Annotated in this window: 17 protein-coding genes; 4 read left to right on the forward strand and 13 right to left on the reverse strand. The window is 63.5% G+C overall.

The window, feature by feature from the left end; all coding sequences use genetic code 11:
• Nucleotides 1-188: 188 nt before the first annotated feature.
• From PIN31009_RS11990 to PIN31009_RS12000, 3 genes are read right to left on the reverse strand one after another with little or no spacing between them, the layout of a single operon-like run.
• Nucleotides 189-1,673 (reverse strand): cupin domain-containing protein, encoded by a 1,485-nt coding sequence (locus PIN31009_RS11990; RefSeq protein ID WP_150790402.1) that lies wholly within the window; start codon nucleotides 1,671-1,673, stop codon nucleotides 189-191.
• A gap of 13 nt (nucleotides 1,674-1,686) precedes the next feature.
• Entirely contained in the window at nucleotides 1,687-2,448 is a 762-nt protein-coding gene (locus PIN31009_RS11995) for a thioesterase II family protein (RefSeq protein ID WP_150790403.1), read from the reverse strand.
• Nucleotides 2,449-2,487: 39 nt separating this feature from the next.
• A complete protein-coding gene (locus tag PIN31009_RS12000; protein ID WP_150685439.1) occupies nucleotides 2,488-2,736 on the reverse strand; it encodes an MbtH family protein in 249 nt (82 codons plus the stop codon).
• A 377-nt stretch (nucleotides 2,737-3,113) separates the two neighbouring features.
• On the opposite strand from PIN31009_RS12000, the gene PIN31009_RS12005 reads away from it, so the two are divergent.
• Genes PIN31009_RS12005 through PIN31009_RS12015 form a run of 3 tightly spaced genes read left to right on the forward strand, consistent with a single transcriptional unit; the run spans nucleotide 3,114 to nucleotide 7,857 of the window.
• On the forward strand, nucleotides 3,114-4,307 hold the full coding sequence (locus PIN31009_RS12005) for an efflux RND transporter periplasmic adaptor subunit (protein ID WP_150790404.1): 1,194 nt from the start codon (nucleotides 3,114-3,116) through the stop codon (nucleotides 4,305-4,307).
• The gene (locus PIN31009_RS12010; RefSeq protein WP_217426792.1) at nucleotides 4,301-6,385 is read left to right on the forward strand and encodes a MacB family efflux pump subunit; all 2,085 of its coding nucleotides are present in this window, start codon (nucleotides 4,301-4,303) and stop codon (nucleotides 6,383-6,385) included. Before PIN31009_RS12005 ends, PIN31009_RS12010 begins: the two co-directional genes overlap by 7 nt.
• Before the next feature lie 5 nt (nucleotides 6,386-6,390).
• The gene (locus tag PIN31009_RS12015) at nucleotides 6,391-7,857 is read left to right on the forward strand and encodes an efflux transporter outer membrane subunit (protein WP_246185631.1); all 1,467 of its coding nucleotides are present in this window, start codon (nucleotides 6,391-6,393) and stop codon (nucleotides 7,855-7,857) included.
• Here PIN31009_RS12015 and PIN31009_RS12020 read toward each other — a convergent pair.
• The 7 genes from PIN31009_RS12020 to PIN31009_RS12050 all read right to left on the reverse strand — a co-directional run bounded on the left by PIN31009_RS12020 (nucleotide 7,823) and on the right by PIN31009_RS12050 (nucleotide 14,811).
• Entirely contained in the window at nucleotides 7,823-8,188 is a 366-nt protein-coding gene (locus PIN31009_RS12020) for a cupin domain-containing protein (protein ID WP_246185632.1), read from the reverse strand. The genes PIN31009_RS12015 and PIN31009_RS12020 overlap by 35 nt on opposite strands.
• Before the next feature lie 38 nt (nucleotides 8,189-8,226).
• Nucleotides 8,227-9,498, reverse strand: a complete 1,272-nt coding sequence (locus PIN31009_RS12025) for an NAD(P)/FAD-dependent oxidoreductase (protein ID WP_150790405.1) — start codon at nucleotides 9,496-9,498, stop codon at nucleotides 8,227-8,229.
• Between the two features lie 77 nt (nucleotides 9,499-9,575).
• The gene (locus PIN31009_RS12030; protein WP_150790406.1) at nucleotides 9,576-10,271 is read right to left on the reverse strand and encodes a helix-turn-helix domain-containing protein; all 696 of its coding nucleotides are present in this window, start codon (nucleotides 10,269-10,271) and stop codon (nucleotides 9,576-9,578) included.
• Nucleotides 10,272-10,422: 151 nt separating this feature from the next.
• Nucleotides 10,423-10,923: a flavin reductase family protein gene (locus PIN31009_RS12035; RefSeq protein ID WP_150790407.1), complete on the reverse strand. Its 501-nt coding sequence runs from the start codon at nucleotides 10,921-10,923 to the stop codon at nucleotides 10,423-10,425.
• A complete protein-coding gene (locus PIN31009_RS12040; RefSeq protein WP_150790408.1) occupies nucleotides 10,920-12,260 on the reverse strand; it encodes an LLM class flavin-dependent oxidoreductase in 1,341 nt (446 codons plus the stop codon). Before PIN31009_RS12040 ends, PIN31009_RS12035 begins: the two co-directional genes overlap by 4 nt.
• A gap of 57 nt (nucleotides 12,261-12,317) precedes the next feature.
• Nucleotides 12,318-13,229: a LysR substrate-binding domain-containing protein gene (locus PIN31009_RS12045; protein ID WP_150790409.1), complete on the reverse strand. Its 912-nt coding sequence runs from the start codon at nucleotides 13,227-13,229 to the stop codon at nucleotides 12,318-12,320.
• A 286-nt stretch (nucleotides 13,230-13,515) separates the two neighbouring features.
• The gene (locus tag PIN31009_RS12050; protein ID WP_150685432.1) at nucleotides 13,516-14,811 is read right to left on the reverse strand and encodes an MFS transporter; all 1,296 of its coding nucleotides are present in this window, start codon (nucleotides 14,809-14,811) and stop codon (nucleotides 13,516-13,518) included.
• Nucleotides 14,812-15,046: 235 nt separating this feature from the next.
• Between PIN31009_RS12050 and PIN31009_RS12055 the strand changes: the two genes are divergently transcribed.
• On the forward strand, nucleotides 15,047-16,417 hold the full coding sequence (locus tag PIN31009_RS12055) for an APC family permease (protein ID WP_150790410.1): 1,371 nt from the start codon (nucleotides 15,047-15,049) through the stop codon (nucleotides 16,415-16,417).
• A gap of 25 nt (nucleotides 16,418-16,442) precedes the next feature.
• Here the strand turns inward: PIN31009_RS12055 and PIN31009_RS12060 are convergent, their stop codons facing one another.
• From PIN31009_RS12060 to PIN31009_RS12070, 3 genes are all read right to left on the reverse strand, one after another.
• On the reverse strand, nucleotides 16,443-18,587 hold the full coding sequence (locus PIN31009_RS12060; RefSeq protein WP_246185633.1) for a TonB-dependent receptor: 2,145 nt from the start codon (nucleotides 18,585-18,587) through the stop codon (nucleotides 16,443-16,445).
• 434 nt (nucleotides 18,588-19,021) lie between these two features.
• Nucleotides 19,022-19,753, reverse strand: coding sequence for an ABC transporter permease (locus PIN31009_RS12065; protein WP_150685429.1), 732 nt, complete (start codon nucleotides 19,751-19,753; stop codon nucleotides 19,022-19,024).
• Between the two features lie 20 nt (nucleotides 19,754-19,773).
• Nucleotides 19,774-20,538 (reverse strand): ABC transporter permease, encoded by a 765-nt coding sequence (locus PIN31009_RS12070; protein ID WP_150685428.1) that lies wholly within the window; start codon nucleotides 20,536-20,538, stop codon nucleotides 19,774-19,776.
• Nucleotides 20,539-20,544 lie beyond the last annotated feature (6 nt).

Consider the following 20,544-nt stretch of genomic DNA (forward strand, 5'->3'; position numbering starts at 1 on the left):
TGTCATTGCGTCACACATCGACCACCGCGAGTCGAAACGAGTCGCGGTGGGACGCATGAACGTGCCTAGAAAATTAGTCGTACTAATCGGCTATTCGATTCGATAGCCTTGAGACAATCAGACAATCCGGTCGCCGGCGCTACGTGGGTGCGCCGGCGTTGCCGCGAATGGGCATGGGGGGCAACGGCTCAGGCGAGCGCGGCAGAAGACTTCGGTGCCGGCGCGTTCGGCGCATTGTTCGGCGAATTTCCTGCGTGCAGGGCTTCGAACCATGCATCCGGAATGATCGGCTGGTGATAGGTGCATTCGTGCGAGACGACCGTCGAGCCATGCAACCGGCCATCGGGAATCAGCACGCTGTCGCCCTGCTTCATCTTCAGTTGCATACCGAGATTGCCCCAGAAGATCATGTCGCCCGACTCGATCACCACGAGTCGATGGTCGTTATGCACGTGCGTGGTGGAGCACATCTCGCGTGGCTCGACAAACGTCTCACGGTCGATGCCCGGGCACTCGGCTTCGATGCGCCCTTCCACTTGCTTCGCGAAAGCCACATAACGCTCGATCGCCGACAGCCAGCGCAGTTGTTCACCCAGATCCCAACGGCCGCGCGCGCCCATGAGTTCGGCTGCGCCAAGCCCTTGACTCACGCGGGCCAGTCCTTCGGCACCGTACTGCGTGCCAATTTGCGTCGTCGCGGCGGTCGCCCGGCGGAGCAGATCCGCGACGGCGTCTTCCAGCGGCAGTTGTTGGATCGGCAGGCCGTGCAGCATATGCGGGCAGGCAGCGGCAGCGGCCTGACAGAAGGCCAGCATCTCGGCTTCTGCGACAAACGCTGCGCCTAATAGCGCGAAAGCCCGGTCGGGCCGCGCGCCCAGCGCGTAGAGCAAATTGCACTTCGCGAGGCTCGTCGGCAGATAAAACTGCCAGTACGAGTGCTCGCGGCGCGTCAGGTCCAGCGCGCCGGCCACACGGGTGAGCAGCGCGTCTTGCGCCGCGTCCGTCATGCTCGGGCGAGCATCGGGCGACACTGCATCGAAATAGCCCGACGCCACGGCACGGGCGACTGCGGTACGGCGCGACGGAGCGAGGCTCCAGCGCTGGATCATGATGAAGCGCAGTCCTTCCGGCAAATACTCGTTACGTTGCAGCAGCGCGAAGATGTCGCTCCACCACGCGTGTTCAGTGCGCACGATGGCGTCGAGGGCATCCGTTAGCGCGCCGGGCGTGGCGTCTGCCTTACCTTCGTTGCCGAGAAACGCATACGCGTAGTTCTCGAGGTACGCCCGGATGCGCGCGCCCAGCACTTGGTTGCGCTCGCTGTAGAACGCGTCGGCGCTGGCAAAAATGTCCACACCGCCGTTCGCATCACCCGGGCGCGGCATGCGAGCGATGCCCACTTCGTTGATACACATCAGCAGGCGCTGCGATGCCAGCATCGGCAGGCGGCTCACCGTCTCGGCGCGCACGGCCTTCTTGAATTGCAGGAACTCGAGATCTTCCGGGCGCAACGGCCGGCGGTAGAAGTCTTCGTCCAGCTCCAGTTCTTCGACGACGGCGCTACGAAACGCCATATGCGACGCGAATTCCCGAATCAGTGGCAACGTGTCGTCGCGGACTTCGAGATAGGGGGCGAAATCGAACAGCGGGGGGAGGCCTTGCACGATGTCCATCTCCGTATTGACGTCAGACGAGCGCCCGGACAGGCGTCTCGGTGAGACCGGCCACCTCGCGCAGCTGCGCAATGACGTGCGTCAGCAGCGCGTCGCGGTGGGTATTGATGAAAAAATGCCCGGCCGGTAAGCGCGCCGAGGTGAACGGCCCCGTCGTCTCGCTGGCCCAAGCCGGGTCGTTGGCAGGTACGACGCAGCGCGCATCGTCGTTGCCGTTGATCGCCAGTAACGGGCACGCCAACGGCGCCCGCGCGGGCGGATCGTAGGTGCCGCACAGGTGAAAGTCGGCGCGCAGCGCCGGCATGACCAGCGCCATGAATTCCGGGTTGCTCAGCAGGCTGTCCGGCATACCGCCCAGCCGCCGGACTTCGGCAATAAAGGTGGCGTCGTCGCAGGTCAGCCAGTGTGTTTCACGCACCCGCAAGACCGGCGCAAGACTTGCCGAGGCGCCAAACCAACGCGGGCTTACGCCCAGCCGTGCCCGTAGCGCGTGGGCCATTTCGAGCCCCACGAGCGCGCCCATGCTATGGCCGAAGATCGCGAACGGCTGCGGCGCCTGCCCCGGCACCATGAGGTGCGTGAGCGCCTGCGCCACCATGTCGTCGATGAATTCGGGCCAACGATGCAGCGGCGTGTCGCCGTGGCGTACGCCCCGCCCCGCCGGATGCAACATGACGGGACGAATCGAAGCCGGCAGCGAGCGAGGCCACTCGCGATAGATCGCGGCACTGCCACCGGCATACGGCAGGCAGAACAGTGTGAGGGGAGCGAGCATTCAGGCGTCGCCAGTCGACAGGACGGGGTTCGGGCGCAATCAGTGCACCGAGGCAGAAGTACCGGCGCTCGCCGGCTGGCCGCCCTGCTCGGCCATTGCCTTTTGCAGGCTCAGTGGGCGCATGTCGGTCCAGTGCTCCTCGATGTAGGCCAGACATTGGGCCTTGTTGCCCTTCATGCCGACCGCGTGCCAGCCGCCCGGAATTGCCTTGTAGCTCGGCCAGATCGAATACTGCGCCTCGTGGTTCATCACAACTTCGAATTCCGCGTTTTCGTCGTCCCAGCTCATTGCGTTGCTCCCAGAAGGTTCGAATTCCTTAGTACTTTTGCCTCCGGATATCACCCGGAAACGTACCGATTCAGCCAACGATTTATGGCTAGTTAATGAGAATCATTCCTCATTAGAGATGGTGAATCTACAAAAGAGACACCACGACTGTCAATCGAATTCTGATCATTTCAACCTAAATATCCTTCATCTTCGTCATATTTTTATGACAACCCACCACAGATATCAGAACCTCAAACACGATAGGATTTCTCTGTAAATGAGAATCGTTCTATACTTGGCGCCGCTCCTGCGGTGATCGCTGCCGTCCACCGCTTCGCCATCCAAATGATTTGCCGGCGCCACGATGGCGTTGGCTGTGCACGCTATCGAAGCCGATGCCATTCAAACCGAAGCGAATTCGCAGCACCCTGTTCCTCCTTGTCGTCGTGCTGTTGGCATTCGTGCTGTGGTTCACGATATTTCGCAGCGTGGAACAGGTGGAAACCACCACGGTCAACCGCGGCAACCTCGAACTGACCGTCACGGCGCTCGGCAATTTGCGCCCGCGCAGCTATGTCGACGTCGGGGCGCAGGCGTCCGGCGCCATTCGCCGGCTGCATGTACAGCCCGGCACACGTGTGAACAAGGGCGATCTGCTCGTCGAGATCGATCCGGCGGTCCAGCAGGCCAAGGTCGACGCCGACCGTGCCAGTCTCGCGAGCCTGCACGCACAGCTTGCGCAGGCGCAGGCCGAACGTGTGCTGGCCAGCCAGCGCTCGGGGCGTCAGCAGCAGATGATGGCTGACGGCTCGACACGCCTTGAAGACGTTCAGACCGCACAAGCCAATCTGAACGTCGCCCTCGCCAAGATCGACAACCTGCATGCGCAGATCAACGGCGCCACGTCCACGCTCAAGGGGGACGAGGCGCAGCTCGGCTACACGCGCATCTACGCGCCGATGACCGGCACCGTGGTCACGCTCGACGCGCGCGAAGGCCAGACGCTGAACGCCACCTACCAAACCCCGCTGATCATGCGCGTCGCCGACCTGTCGCATATGACCGTGTGGACGCAGGTCTCCGAGGCCGACATCGGCCATGTGAAGGCCGGCATGCCGGTCTACTTCACGACGCTCGGCGGCCAGACCGACGGTGGGCCGCGACGCTGGCACGGCACCGTGCGGCAGGTGTTGCCCGCGCCGCCCACGCCACTCGACAAGAGCGGTGGCGACGCGTCGCAGCAGAGTCCGACGGGCAGCACCGGCAAGGTCGTGCTCTATACCGTACTGGTCGACGTCGACAATCAAGACGGCGCGCTCATGCCAGAGATGACGGCACAGGTGTTCTTCGTCATCGCCTCGGCCAAGAATGTGCTGCTGTCCCCCATGACGCCGCTGGTCCCCGTGAATTCGCAAGCGGGCCTCTTCATGGCCAAGGTGCTCGTCGACGGCAAGCGTATCGAGCGCAAGGTGCGCATCGGCTTGCGGGACCGGCTCGATGGCGAAGTGCTCGAGGGGCTCCAGCAGGGCGACGCGCTGATTACCTCGATCAGCAACGTCCGTGCGGGCGCCGGGAGATTCCAGTGGTAACCGACACCAACGCCGCTGCGGCAGCCGGCGAATCACCGCTCCCGCCGCTCACGCCCCTCACGCCGCCTATTCCGCTGATCGAGCTTGTCGATATTTGCCGCAGCTACGGGGGCGCCGGTGGCACACCGGCAACACAGGTGCTGCGTGGCGTCTCGATGCAAATCGATGCGGGCGAGTTCGTCGCGATTGTCGGCGCCTCGGGCTCGGGCAAGTCGACGCTGATGAACTTGCTCGGCTGTCTCGACCGGCCGACGTCCGGACAATATCGCTTTGCCGGTCAGGACATCGCGTCGTTCCGTGCGGACGAGTTGGCGTGGTTGCGCCGCGAGGCGTTCGGATTCGTGTTCCAGAACTACCATCTGATTCGCACGCTCGACGCCCTGCACAACGTCGAAGTCCCGGCCGTGTATGCCGGCATGTCGCGTACGGATCGGCATCGCCGGGCGACGGAATTGCTGTCCCGGCTCGGGCTCGACGGGCGAATTCATCACCGGCCGCACCAGCTCTCCGGCGGTCAGCAGCAACGGGTCTCGATTGCCCGCGCGCTGATGAACGGCGGGCGCATCATCCTCGCGGACGAACCGACCGGCGCACTCGATACGCGCAGCGGCGCCGAAGTCATGGCATTGCTGCGCGAACTGGCCGACGCGGGCCACACCGTCATTCTCATCACGCACGATCGGGGCGTCGCCAGTCAGGCGCGACGCGTCATCGAGATTCGTGACGGACTGATCGTGTCCGACACCGGTGAAGCGCCGCGTGACGCCGAGTCCCTGCCCTCGCCTGCCGAGTCGTCATCGTCATCTTCTGCGCCAAGCGACGGCGCCGGATGGACGCTCAACGCGCAGAACTTCGCCACCACCATGGCTCACGGGCTTTCACGCGCCGCGTCGCCATGGGCAGATATCTACGAGGCGGTGCAAGCCGCGTGGCAGGTGCTGCTCGTCAATCGTTTCCGCACGCTGCTCACGCTGCTGGGCATCATCATCGGTGTGGCGTCGGTGATCGTGATGCTCGCCATCGGCACCGGCACGCAACGCACCGTCATGGCCAAGATTGCGAGTTTCGGCACCAACCGGATGTACGTGACCCCGGGCGGCGACACCGAGCGCGGCCCCGGCGGCACATTGTCCGAAGCGGATGCCACGCTGCTCGCGCAAGTGCCCAACGTCGATATCGCCATGCCCTTCTTTGCTGGAAAAACAACGGTTCGCGCGGCCAACGTCGACGTCGGCACGCGCTTGTGGGCGGTGACCGAAGATGCGCCCCACGTGTTGAACTGGAACGTGTCGCGCGGCACGTTCTTCACCCGTCAGGACGTGCGCACACTGGCCACCGTCGCCGTACTGGGCAAGCGCATCAGCATGAAGCTGTTCGGTCCGGCCGATCCGTTAGGCCAATATGTGCTGGTAAACAACGTGCCGTTTCAGGTCATCGGCGTGCTCACGGAAAAAGGCGCCACGTCCGGCCAGTCGAACGATGACGATGTCGTGCTCGTGCCCTCCAGCACCGGCAGCCGGCGTGTTTTCGGCACGGCAAATCTCTCGTGGATCTCCGTGCTCGTGCACGATCTCGATAAGGTCGACGACACGGCGGCGGAGATCACGCGGGTGCTGACCGACGCCCACCACGTGAAGGACTTTCAGGTCTATAACCAAGCCGCCTCGCTCAAGGCGCAGAGCGAAGCCCAGCAGACGCTGACGCTCACGCTTGGCCTGATCGCCGCGATTTCATTGGTAGTCGGCGGTATCGGCGTGATGAACATCATGCTCATGACGGTGCGCGAACGCACGCGCGAGATCGGCATCCGCATGGCCACGGGCGCGCGGCAGGCCGACATCCTGCGTCAGTTTCTGACGGAGTCGGTCATGGTCTCGACGGTGGGCGGCGTGCTGGGCACGTTCGTCGGCCTCGCCTTCGGTGTGGCGCTCATTCTCTGGGGCGTCGATCTGGTCTTCTCCGTGCGGGCCATGCTCGCCGCTTTCGGGTGCGCGCTCGTCACCGGTTTGGTGTTCGGCTACATGCCCGCACGTCAGGCCGCGCGCCTCGATCCCATCGTCGCGCTTGCCAGCGATTGATCACCATGCGCCGCCAGCTCATTTCCATCATCCCTCGCCGTACGACAGCACAATCTCTGTCGCTCGCATGCGTGGCATTGCTTGTCGGCGGATGTGCGCTGCACGAGCCGCCTGCCCCGCGCGAAGTCGCAACGCCTGTCGTCTGGCAATCCGGCAGCCCGTCGGCTGCGCCGTCGAGTGTCGCCCCTGTCGATCAGGCGTGGTGGCGCGCCTTCGGAAGCGAGTCGCTCGATCAGGTCGTGGCGTTGGCCGAACGTGACAGCTTCGATGTCGCCGCCGCCTATGCCCGCGTCCGGCAGGCGCAGGCGCTGGCACGAATTGCGGGCGCGCCGTTGCTGCCCGCGCTCGACGGCAGCGGATCTGCGTCGAGACAAGGGCGCATGGGCGGTCAGGCCGACGTGACCGGCACCACACTGGCGTTGGGATTGACCGCGACTTACGAATTGGATTTCTGGGGCGCCAACCGCGCCGCCCGCGACAGCGCACTCGCGCAACTGCGCGCCAGCGCCTTTGATCGGGACACCGTTCGACTGACTGTGACGGCAGGTGCCGCCAATCTTTGGCTATCGCTGGCGGCGGCGCGCGAGCGAGTGACCATTGCCATGCAGCAGCGCGACATCGCGGCGCAGGTGCTGCGGCTCATTCGTTCGCAGACGCAGGCCGGACAGGCCACGACGCTCGATCTCGCCCAGCAGGAAGGGCTTTACGAAGCGCAGTTGCGCAACGTCGCGGCCCGAAACCAAGACGCGACCGATAGCGAGAATGCGCTGGCAGTGCTGATGGGACACCACCTAGGCGACGTTGCCTTGAATACCCCGATGCTGGACGCGCTATCCGCGCCGCCCACGGTCGCATCGCTGCCCCGCGATCTCATCGCAAGGCGTCCCGACATCGCGCGTGCCGAGGCCTTATTGGCCGCCAGCGACGCCGACGTGCGCGAAGCGCGCGGGCGCATGTTGCCCTCCGTCTCGCTCACGGGCGGCATCGGGTTTTCGGGCGGTCGCTTGAATACGGTGTTGGAGAACCCGGTGTACAGCGTCGCAGCAGCGTTGAGCGCGCCGATCTTTCATGGCGGTGCGCTGGCGGGCGCGCGCGATCTGCGGGTTGCGCAGCGGGAGGCGCTGCTGGCGGACTACCGGCGCACGATCGTCGCGGCGTTCGGTGACGTGGAGGCGTCGCTCAACGCCATTGATGGCATCGACCGTCAGCAAGCGGCACAGCAACGCGAGCTAACGCAGGCGCGTACGGCGTTCACGCTGGCACAATCGCGCTACCGTGCCGGGGCCGACACCATGCTCACATTGCTCGATACACAACGCACGTTGTTTGCCTCGCTAGATCTGCAAGTGCAGTTGCGACTCGCCAGACTTCAAGCATCGGTGGCGTTATACAAGGCGCTCGGCGGCGGCTGGCAGCCGCCACCGGCAGATGAACTCGTCAGTTCGTCAGCGAGACAAACCAAACCTTCTTGACGAACGCGTCGACTTCCCAGTGACCCTTGTAGCCTTCGGGCATCACGAACGGATCACCGGCTTTCAGCGCATGCACGGTGCCATCCGGGTCGACGATGCGGCACTCGCCTTCGAGGATGTACCCGAACTCGATGTACCCGGTGGTATCCGACCGAAACTTGCCAGCCGTGCTTTCCCAGATGCCGGACGACGCACGCCCGCCGTTACCCTCGAAGCCCGTCATGCTGCGAAACACGGTATCGCCTTCCATCGGACGGCGCGGCTTGCCGATCTCCGGGTTCTGCAAAGGACCCGCGCTGAAGCGCACCAGATGCGAATGACTTTCGGCCACAACTCACCTCTTTCTATCAATAGGAAATGACGTAGGAATCAATGCCTGTCGTACTTCGACAGGCGGAAGGGATGCGGGTCGACCAACGGCGTATTGCCCTGCACGAGATCGGCCATCAGTGCACCGGCGGCAGGCCCGATGCCGAAACCATGGCCCGAGAAGCCGGAGGCCAGATAGAAGCCGGGCACGCTGTCGACACCCGAGATCACCGGGATGGCGTCGGGTGTGACGTCGATGAAACCGGCCCAAGCGTGCGCGACTTGCGCGGGCTGGAATTCCGGGAAGGCTTGCTTGAGCTTGTCGAGCGCGACGCCGATCGACTTCATGCCGGGCGCCGGATCGAGTGTACGGTGCGCTTCGAACGGCGTCGCAGCATCCGGCCCGAAGCGGGTTGGCATCATCAACTCGTCGAGAAAACGCTTGCCGACACGCAGTTTCAGATACTTTTTCTCCGAGAGCCACGCCGGGAAAAACTGGCGGCACAGACGAATGCTGTCCGGCGTGAGGTCGGCGACCGACGCGCCCAACTGCGACACCGAATAGCCACCGTCCGCCCGCTTGCGGCAGGTGAAATCCTTGCCATTGATCGCGAGGTCGAGCCCGGCGTCCACGGGCGTCGTGCGAAGCACCGACGCGTGCACCTTCAACTGCGGGAAGCTGACTCCCGTATTGCCGCAGAACAAGCGCGACCACGCGCCACCGGCCAGCACCACGGCATCAGCCGCGACGCGCCCCTGTTCGGTGACGATGCCGCTCGTGCGCCCGCCTTCACGATCGAGACCGCGCACGGCCGTCTGTTCGAACACCTGCGCGCCGGCCGCGATCGCCAGCTTGGCAATCGCTTGCGTCGCCCGTTCGGGCTCGGCCACGCCATCGGAGGCGCAATGCAAGGCACCGATCCAGTTGCGCGCCGAGCGCGATTTGAACAGGTCGGGCAGCTGGTCGCGGTTCAACAGTGCGGCGGGTACGCCCAGCGGCAACGCCTTGTCGAGCCACTTGCGGTAGCCATCCAAATCTTCCTGCGATTCGGCCAGATAAGCCACGCCGGTCTGGCGGTAGCCCACGTCATGCTGCGCCTGAATCTCCTTCCACAGACCGATCGCCTGCATCGCCAGCGGCAGTTCCTTGTGGTCGCGGCCGACGGTACGAATCCAGCCCCAGTTGCGCGACGACTGCTCGCCCGCGATGACGCCCTTCTCGAACACTGCGACGCGCAAGCCGGCTTTGGCCAACGCCCACGCGGTGCTCATTCCGATGATGCCTGCCCCGATGATCGCGACATCGACCTGTTTGGGGAGAACGCTAGCCATAAATTACCTGCCGACAATAGGAGAAAGAATTCAGGAATCCGCGCGAAAGCTGCGCAGCCTCTGCACCGCTGCTGCGCTCAGACGTAGAAGTGGTTGCTGTTCACCACCATGAACACGGTGGGCTCGTCCCACGCGTTCTCCCAGCGATACGGGCGGTTACCGGTGAAGCCGTAGGTGTCGCCGGGGCCGAGGACCAGCGTGGTGTCGTCGATGAACACGCGCAACTTGCCGGCGAGCACGTAGCCCACCTTGTCGCCGCTTTGCACCAACAGGTTCGAGTCGGACGCCGCGCCCGGTTCGAGCTCCATCATGAAAGCCTCCAGCGACGCGCAATTCAGCGGCGTGATGCGCGACTTGGTGACGCCCGACCCTGCCAGCCGCAGCGGTTTGCGCTGGCTGGCCCAGACGACGAACTCGCTCGGCTCGGTCGTGGCGCTCGGTGCGTCTTCTGCCACGGCGGGCATCGATGTGAACAGCGCCGCCCCATCCACGCCCAGCGCATGGCAGAGCTGGCGCAGCGAGCGCATCGACGGCGAACTCACGCCGCGCTCGATCTGGCTCAGCATGCCGATCGACATGTTGGCGCGCGCGGCAAGGTCCTTGAGCGTGAACTTGCGCTCGGTGCGCATCGCTCGCAGACGCATACCCAACTCCATATCGCTGGCTTGGACCGCGGGGTCCAAATCGTCGGCGGGACGGCCCGATGCGTCGAGGTCAGGTTCGGAGAATGCGGATAGCGGTGCGGCGGTGACGGCTTTCGGCTTCGATGACATGGCGAAAAGGGATCGGGGACACCAGAGAGACGCAAACGGGGGCGTGTGAAACGTACGCCCGGCGAATTTCAATCACACTTCAAAAAGCTTAGAGTGATTTCGATATAGCGTCAATCCGGATCCCCCCGCCCCACCGTCGTTATTTGTCACTTCATGCCGTCAGCGGGGTGCTTCGGGCATACGTCCTGTCGTGCCACAGCAGGCAGCCGGCGTCCGGTGTCTTGCCCACGCGCGTCGCCGCGACCGCCCCCACGATAATGGTGTGCGAATAGCCGTCGTGCGTATCGAGCAGCGTGCAGTCGAGCGCCACGGCAGCGTCGGCGAGAATCGGCGCGCCCGTCTCGAGTTGCGTCCACAGATCGGCCTCGAAGCGCGCTGCCCCGCGCTCCTGCTGAAAGCGCGCAACGAGCTCGCGATGACCGGTCGACAGCAGATTCACCGCGAAACGCCCGGCATCGAGAATCGCGTCATGCACCGACGCGCTCTTGTGAACACAAACTAGAATCGACGGCGGCTCGGCCGACAGGCTGCACACAGCGGTCGCAATGATGCCGATGGGGCCATCGGTGCCGCGCGTCGTCACGGCCGTGATGCCGCCGGGGAACGACGCCATCGCCTGCTGAAAGTCGGGGATCTGGACGGTTGAAGTCATGACGTCGTTCCGCCTTGCCGGTACGTCAGCGGCTTCAGTCCGAGGTTGCCGCGCAGCGTCGTGCCTTCGTACTCGCTGCGGAACAGTCCCCGGCGGCGCAACTCGGGCACCACCAGCTCGGCCATGTCGTCAATGCCGTGCGGCAGCGTCGCCGGGCAGATATTGAAACCGTCGGCGGCCTCGTTGCTGAACCATTCCTCCATCTGATCGACGATGTCCGCCGGGGTGCCGATCACCATGCGCACCGTGTAGGTGGCCGCCACGCGTTGATATAGCTGACGAATCGTCAGGTTCTCGTCGCGCGCCATCGCGAGCAGGTTGTCGGCAATGCTGCGGATGTTGCGGCTGGGCTCGATCTGCGGCACTGGCCCATCCACGGGATAGCCCGACAAATCGCCCAGCGCGTCATACAGGCTGGCCAGCCCGCTGATCGGGTCGATGAGTGCCTGCAACTGATCGAACTTGTCCTGTGCTTCCTGCCGGGTCCGGCCGACAAAGGGTGTCAGTCCCGGCATGATCAGCAAGTCGTCCAGCGTGCGGCCATGGGCGGCAAGACGCCCCTTCAAATCTCGGTAGTAAGCCTGTGCGTGCGCGAGGTTGTGCGAGTTGCTGTAGACCACATCGGCTTCGCGCGCCGCCAGTGCCCGCCCCGCTTCCGACGCGCCCGCTTGCACGATGAGCGGCCGCCCCTGTGGGGTTCGCGCAGAATTCAGCGGGCCGCGCACCTGAAAGTGCTTCCCAGCATGGTTCGGCACATGCAGCTTGGCTTCGTCGTAAAAAACGCCGCTCGCCTTATCACGGATGAACGCATCGTCTTCCCAGCTTTGCCACAGCGATTTGACGACTTCGACGAACTCGTCGGCGCGCTCGTAGCGCTCCTCGTAGCCCAGATGCTCGTCACGGCCAAAGTTGCGCGCCTCTTCGTTCGACCACGACGTCACCACGTTCCAGCCAGCGCGCCCGCCACTGATGTGGTCGATCGACGCGTACTTGCGGGCTACGTGAAACGGTTCGTTGTAGGTCGTCGAGGCGGTGGCGATCAGACCGATATTGGACGTGTGCGCGGCAATCGCGGCCAAGAGCGTGAGCGGCTCCAGCTCGGCGTTACGCATATCGCGGGCCAGCGCGCCGCGCGGGTTGTCCTGCGCCCGGATGCCCAGCCCGTCGGCAAAGAAGATCATGTCGAACTTAGCGGCTTCGGCTTTCTGCGCATTCGCCAGAAAGTAGCGGTAGTCGAGCGCGCCGGCGGCCGGCACGTCGGGGTGACGCCACGCGGCCACGTGGTAGCCGAGGTAGCGCATCGACAGGCCGAGTTTCATTTTGCGATCAGTCGTCATGGGGCGGTCTCTTCTCAAAAGCTGACGGATGGGGGTGATGGGTTGACTGGCAGCACGCTAGACACCGCAGCGCGCCGCAACGTCGGCAAAACACCGGTCGCGGTATTCGCGCATGAACGCAATAAAGGTGCGGCACACCTTCGGCAGTGGCCGGTGCCGTGGATACAGCAGCCCCACGCCGAAATCGAGGCTGGGCCGCATGGGACGCGCCACGACCCGGTCGAGGTTGGCGTGCACCGTGAACGGATCGGCCAGCGCCACGCCCATCCCCAGATGGACGAACTCGCTGACCGCTTGCAGATAGGACGTCTCCAGCGACGTCACGCGGCGCACGCCATGTGCGTCGAAGAACTGGTCGACGTGATGGCGCACCTGACAGACGCTCGTCATCGAGATGAACGGCAGGCCGTCGACATCGCGCGGCTGCAACTCGCGCTTGGCGGCCAGCGCGTGGCCCGGCGGCAGAATGGCGTAGTACGGCACCCGGCAAAACTCGTCGACGGCGACATCGGCGCGGGAGAACGGCAGCTCGGCCAGACCGAAATCCGTCTGCTGCGCGGCAATCCAGTCCTCCACGCGTGTCGACGACTGGATCTCCAGCGAGATCGTCACGCCGGGGTATTTCTCGCAGAACGCCTTGATGACACCCGGCAGAAAGCTCAGACCCAACGCCGGCATGCACGCGATAGCGATATGGCCGACGCGGTTTTGCCGGACATCGCCGGCCAACTCCCGAATGCGTTCGTACGACCGGTAAGCGTGCTCCGCCTGCTCGAAGATCAACTGCCCTTCGGGCGTGACGGCCAGCCGGCCGTTGGCCCGATCGAACAACGGCAGCGCGAGCGAACGCTCAAGGTGGCCGATCAGCCGGCTGACCGTCGATTGCGACGTGCCGAGCATCTCGGCGGCCCCATTGACGGTGCCGGCCATGACCGTGGCGCGGAAGGCTTCCAGTTGTCGAATGTTCATCGTGAACTCCAGAGGGCTTGCCCTCGTGCCGCGTGGGGCATCGGGTGGCAAGCACGTGAAATCATCTTGGCGCAGCGCTGCCGTGCAGACAATGGCATCAATAAGCGTTGTCATTGCAAAAACTGCATACGATGGACGCACCGAAGCCAGTCGATCTGCTGCGGCTTCGCCAAGGACAAAAACCCGGCAACCCTTGAAGGGTGGCCGGGCTGAAACGTTAGTCAGTCGGGACTGTGCGAGGTGTTACAAGACCTCGCCGGGTCTCGCTAGGTCTTACTTCAGGCCATCACGTCACGTGCTTGCGGCTGGCGTACAGCCCCATCAGCGCGAATACGGCAATGATCACGATGTAGTACGCTGGGGCCATCACGCTGCCCGTCGCCTTGACCATGAAGCCGACCACCAGCGGCGTAATGCCGCCGAAGAACGTCTGGGCGACCACGTAGGCGATCGATACGCCCGTGGTGCGGCACGAGGTCGGGAACAACTGCGAGAGCAGCGAGCCGATCGGCGCGTAGTAGAAGCTGTAGAACACGAACGACAGCGTGCACTGGAAGACGGCCAGCGTCAGCAGCGACGGCGAGCGCGTGAGCATCTGGAACAGCGGGAACACCAGAATCACGCCGAGAATCAGTGCCGTGCGCATCACCTTGACGGTGCCCAGCCGGTCAGCGGCAATCCCGCCGAGCATGGGCACGAACGTGCAGACCACGCCGCTGCAAATCGAGGCGATGAAGGCGTCGTCTTTGGTCAGCCCCAGATTGTTGATCGCGAACGTCGGCATGTAGAGGTTCAGGAAGCTGGCCACCACGCCGGCGGCAGCCACCACCGCGCCAATCAGCACGAAACGCTTGTGCGACCGGAACGTCTCGGCCAGCGGGTTCTGCACCGTGGCACCCGTGCGCTTGACCTGTTCGAAGTCGGCCGTCTCCTCGATCTTCGAGCGGATATACAGGCCCACCGGACCGATCAGGCAGCCGAACAGAAACGGCAGACGCCAGCCCCACGAATTGATCTGGTCCGTCGTGAGGAAGTGGTTCAGGAAGTACGCGAACAGCGACGCGGCCAGCACGGCAAGGCCGGATGCGGAGAATTGCAGGCTGGCAAAGAACGCCTTGCGCGAGGCGCTCTGCTCCGTCAGGTACGAGTTGGCGGTGCCGAACTCCCCGCCGACCGAGAAGCCTTGCAGCAGGCGGCCCGTCACGAGAATGACCGGTGCCCAGACGCCGATCGTGTCATAGGTCGGCGAGACGGCGATCAGCACCGTGCCGGCCAGCATCAGCATGGCGGCAAAGCTCAACGTGGCGCGCCGGCCGACCTTGTCGGCCATCATGCCCAGCACCACCGCGCCGACCGGCCGGATCAGGAAGGAGCTCGCGAACGTCATCAGACTGAACAACAGCGCCGACTGCGGATCGCCTTGCGGGAAGAACAGTTTCGAGATGGTGATCGCGAACATCGCGTACACCAGCAAATCGAACCACTCGAAGAACGTGCCAAAGTTCGCCGCGATCACATCGCGGGTCCGGTTTCCCTTGCGGGGCTGCCGTGCGGTGAAACAGCCGATTTCGGTGGTATCCATATGCGACCTTCCAGGGCGAGACGTTGCAGTGATCTGAGCCTGCATTCTGGGCAGCCGAATTCCGCGTCGATATTAGAGATTTCACCTATGTGAAATTATTCGATGAATTTCGGTGAAATTTCTTTCTGATTGAAATTACGGAGAATTGGTCGATTCGCGGGACAACCTGACTTGTCTCTTGGTCCGGCTCGGAGTAAAAGTCGACCCATCGACGACAACCGCGAGTTGCGTGCCCATGGACTCACCCGCCAAGCTCAACGCCGACTCGCTGGGTATCGTCGAATCCGTGATCATGGGCATCGCGGGCACCGCGCCCGCCTACAGCATCGAGATCACGACGTCCACGATCATCGGCACCGCCGGCACCCTCTCGCCGGCCAGCATTCTGGTGTGCGGCCTCATCATGTTCGGCATTGCCTACGCGTTCATTAATATGAACCGCGCACTGGCGAGCGCCGGAACATCCTACTCGTGGGTCAGCATGGTCTTCGGGCGCGGCCTCGGCTTCTTTGCCGGCTGGGCGCTGCTCGTGCTGTGTTGCGTGTTCATGGTGTCGGCGATGATTCCGGCGGCCAATGCCACGCTGCTGATCTTCAATCGCCCCATGATGAATAACGTGCACTACGTGACGCTGATCGCCGCTGCGTGGCTGACCTTCGTCAGTGCCGTGGTGGTCAAAGGGATCAAGCTCACGAGTTATGTGCAGGTGCTGATGACGGTCGTCGAGGGCATCATCCTGCTCGTGATCATCGTCGCGAGCTTCTTCGTGTTCCCCCACGCGCAGCAGCATGCGTTCTCGTGGGGCTGGTTCTGGCCGCTGGCATTCACGCCCAAGACGTTCGCCAGTGGCGCGTTGATCGCGATTTTCTTCTTTTATGGCTGGGACGTGACCATGAACCTCAGCGAGGAGACGCGTGACGCAAACCGTACCCCCGGCCGGGCAGCGTTCTGGTCGATGGTGTTCCTGATGGTGTTTTTCCTCGTCTTCATTGTCATCGCGCTGCTCGGGCTGTCGGACGCCGAGATTCAGCACTACAACACGAACATCATTTTCGCGATCGCCGAGAAGCTGCTCGGGCCGACGTGGGGTTACGTCGCGATCATCGCGGTATTGCTGAGCACCGTGGGCACGGTCGAGACGCAGATGCTGCAGTTCACGCGCACGCTGTTCGCCAAGAGCCGCGACGGTGCCCTCCACCATCGCTATGCGCGCCTGCATCCCCGCTGGCGAACGCCCCACATCGCCATCTTCTTCATCTGGATCACCGGACTCGCGCTGCTGTTGATGTCGTCTTATCTCCCGACGATCAACGTGATCCTGCAAGACTCGATTACCGCCATCGGCTTCCAGATCTGCTTCTACCTCGGGCTGACCGGATTCGCGTGTGGCTGGTACTACCGGCATGTGCTGACGCAAGGCCCGTGGGTCGCGGTGACCCACGTGATCTGGCCGGTGGCGAGCGGCGCCTTCCTGTTCTTCATCGCGCTCTACAGCATCCCGACCTTCGACTGGGTGACCAACATCGTCGGGATGGGCGGCATCGCCATCGGTGCCATCCCCCTGCTGTTGAACCGCAAACGGATCTGGGGTGTGGCGACGGGCTGAGGCAGCCCGCGCCCAGATCGGAAGATCAGAAATCGACGGCGGCCGAGGCGTAAAGCGTGCGCGGCGCCCCCAGCGAAATCGTCCCGTACGACGCCACGCCAGACCAGTAGTGCCGGTCGAACACATTGTTCACGCCCACCCGGAACGTCGTACTTTTCCCGACCAGCTTCGTCTTGTATCGCACACCCAGATCGACCGTCGTCCATGAGGGCACCGACTGCGTGTTGGTCTGGTTGACGTTCTCGTCTGCGGTGTAGGTCACCGCACCGGTCAGCGTGAGGCCCGGCACCCACCGCACGTCCCACTCCGCGCCGGCGTTTGCCATGAGCTGCGGCACGCCGACAGGACGCTTACCCTGCGTCGCGGCATTCGGCGTCTTGGTCAACTGCGCATTCAGCCAAGTCAGGCCGCCGATCAACCGCACGCCCGCGTAAGGTTCACCGGCCATCGTAAGTTCCAGCCCGCGATTGCGCTGCTCGCTGTTCACGCTATAGACCGTGCCACTCAGCGATCCGCTCGGCTTGGTAATCTCGAACGCCGCGAGCGTCGCAATGACGCCGCCCATAGCGACTTTGACGCCGACCTCTTTTTGTCGCGTCTTGTACGGCGCGAACACCTCGCCCGCATTGCTCGCGGTCGTCGGTGCCACGTCGCCCTTGCTCAGACCTTCGATGTAATTGGCGTACAGCGAGATGTCTTGCGTTGCCTTGAACACCACACCGGCCAGCGGCGTGACGGCGCTTTTGTCGTAGGCCGTCGAAACCGCACCGGTGACGGCGTTGTAATTGTTTGAGCGGACCTGCTGCCCGCGCAGACCGAGCGTCAGCTGCAACCGGTCGGCGAACAGGCCGATGGTGTCGGCCAAGGCGATGCCCGAGAGCGTCGACGTAGACGCCAGCGGAACGCGCGTTGGGGCGCCGATGAATTGTTCCGGCCGATCGACGGGCGAGTAGATATTCGACAGCACCGCCGTGCCGGAATTGGCGCCAGAGGCGACGCGATCGGTGTAGTAGTTGGCTTGGGCGGTCAAGGCATGTGAGATGCCGCCGGTACGGAAGTTCGCTCTGACACCGGTGTCGAGCGTGGTGCGATTGACCTGAAATTTCCAGTTCTGCGGGACGGCCGAGGTGTTGCCGAACCCGTCCAGAATCGTCGGCGTTTGATCCGACAGCCGCGAAACGTCGGATTTTGCCGTGCCTGCGTCGGCGAAGACCGTCACGTTATCGGACAGGTCGTACTCCACGTGCCCCAGCGTCGAGAGATCGTTGGACTTCCACCAACCCCATTTCTGCGTCACGTTCCTTGCGCCGCTTGGGGCCGACGGCACCGGGATGCCGGCGGCGACGAGAAACGGCCGGGTCGGGGCATCGACCCATTGGTATTGCTCAATCACATCTAGCGATGCGCGCAACCGTGTCCCGCGGTAGTCAAGAGACAAGGCGCCGACCTCGGCGCGCGACGACTGGTTGTCCAGCGCCGTGTCGCCCTGACGGTGCAAGCCGTTGAAGCGAATGCCCCATTGGCGCTCATCGCCGAATCGACGGCTGACATCGACGGCGACGCCTGCCTGACTCTTGGTGGCGTAGTCAACGGTGACTCGCGTCAGATCTTTGGCGAGCGCGCGTTTGGGAACGATGTTGACTACACCACCGACGCCGCTATTCGGCGACATCCCGTAGAGCAACGCGGCCGGACCGCGCAGTACTTCAACACGCTCGATGTACTCGGTAAACAGGTGGTAATTCGGCGACACCCCGTAGACACCGTCGAAAGCCACTTCAGACAGATTGCCTTCATTAATCGGGAAGCCGCGAATGAAGAAAGAGTCCGTGACGCCACCGATTTGTCCGGTGAATCGGACCGATGGGTCGGCGTTCAGCACTTCGGCGAGCGTCACGGCTTGCTGGTTCTCGATACGCTCCGACGTGTAGCTGGTCACCGAAAACGGTGTCTCCATGGTGCTTTTGTCGCCGAGCATGCCGACGCGCCCGCCTTTGGCGACCTGACCGCCCGGCCCCGGGTCCGTATCGCTCAACGCAGAGGCGCTCACCGTCGTCGGTGCTAGTTGGCCTTCGCTGTGCGCGACGTCGGGCCTGAGCGCGGTATCGGCAGCGGACGGGGTTTGTGCCGACACCCCCGACGAGAATGCCGTGGCCAGCAGCAAGGTCATGACATGGGGCTTGGGCGATTTGACGCGCTGACGCGAGGCGTGTTTCGGTCCGGTATCTCGGAACTTCATGGGTACGGGCATGGCGTGCGTTGTGGATCAAATACTCGACCGGCGGCCAGCACGGCCCATTTCGGCGATGCACGGTTCCGCGAGGATGAGGGGCAATCAATCGGCGTCGCCCGCCTGTCACACCGACGTTAGCGGCGAGAGGCTGAAGGGCGAGGAAGCGAAGCGGCGAAACGCATGCACTGGATCAATGCACGGTTCATGGGGAAGTGGCGAAGCGCGATGGGCACGGCGGTTGGAGACGCCGATAGGAGTCCTGTCCGCTCTTTCGCTGGAACGAGATGATAATCGGTCGGCGCGTTGCGATCAATGCGAACGAGCGCGCCGTTCACAATGTCGTGAACGGCGCGCCCGGCGGACGATCCGCTTTACCGATGCTTCAGACGCTTGTCGGCGGCCATGAGCAGGCCGTTACACGTGAGCGCGAACAACGTGAGGAACAGCGCGACCGACATGATCGTGCCGATGTCGCCGAGGTTCATGGCATTGGTCAGCAGATAGCCCAAGCCCTTCTGCGACGCAAACATCTCCCCAATCAACACGCCCAGCAGCGTGAGCGAAAAGCCCAGCCGCATGCCGGCCACGATCTCCGGAAAGATCGCCGGCAATACGATATGCCAGACGATCTGCGGAAACGGCATGGCCATCGTGCGGGCCGCACGCACATACACCGGCTTCATCTGGCGAATGGCGTTCATCGTGAACACGAGAATCGGGATCAGGCCGTGCATCACGCCAAATGCCACCTTGGCCGACAGCCCCAACCCGAAAATCAGCAACACGAGCGGATACAGCGTGACTTTTGGCAACGAGTACAGATTGACGAGCAGCGGCTCGGCCACGGTGCCGGCCATGCGATTGATGCCCAGCAGTACGCCCAGCGCAATCCCGCCGGCGATCGCGATGATCAGGGCATAAATCAACGCCCGCCCGGTTTCTGCGACGTTATCCCAGAACGACGCCGTGCCGAGCATCTGCCAAAGCTCCACGGCAGTGGCTGCCGGTGAGCTCAGTGACGCACTGCCTACCGCCAGATGCAATGCCTCCCATGCGAGCACCACAACGAGCACCACGCCCAACGGTCCGATCAGCTTCTTCATACGAATTCTCCGTGACCCGCTCAGCGCTGACGCCGCGCCTGAAAGCGCGTGTCGAGGCGGTTGAGCACCAGATTGATGAGCGTGACCGCGACGAGCACCATCAGCATCAGCGCATACATGTCGTCGTTCTGGAAGTTGTTGTAGGCATAACCGATGGCGTAGCCGATGCCCGATCCCGACAGGATGAACTCGGACGCGATCACGCCGATGAACGCATAGGCCACCGAGAGTTTCACGCCACTGAACAGGTACGGCAGTGCTGCCGGCAGTTTCACGCGCAGCGCCGACTGCCACGGCGAGAGCCGCATCACACTCGCGGTCTTCGACAGCGAACGGGGGATGCGATCGAGCCCCGTCAACGTGGCCGTAATCATGGTGACGACGGCCAGCATGACGGCAATGGCGATGATCGGCAGCGAACCGACGCCGAACAAGACGATGAACACCGGGTAGAAGATGAACGTCGGCACCGCGTAGTAGCTCGCCATGATCGGCTCGACGGCGCGGCGCACGCCGGGCATCACGTGAATCGCCAGACCCAGCACGAAGCCGAGCACAACCGCCACCACCGATGCCGCCACGATATTGACGAAACTCGTCACGATATCGTGCATGAAGCGCCCGTCGCGCAGTATCTCGATCGCATGGGCTGCCATCGCACTGGGGGCAATCATGACTGCCGTGGGAATGGTGCCCACCCGGCACAGAAACTCGATGAGCAGCACGAAGCCGATCACCACGCCGCTGCGCCACGCGGTTTCCCGCTTGATCATTCGTTTCATCATGACTCC

Source organism: Pandoraea iniqua, assembly GCF_902459685.1.
GTDB classification, from domain to species: domain Bacteria; phylum Pseudomonadota; class Gammaproteobacteria; order Burkholderiales; family Burkholderiaceae; genus Pandoraea; species Pandoraea iniqua.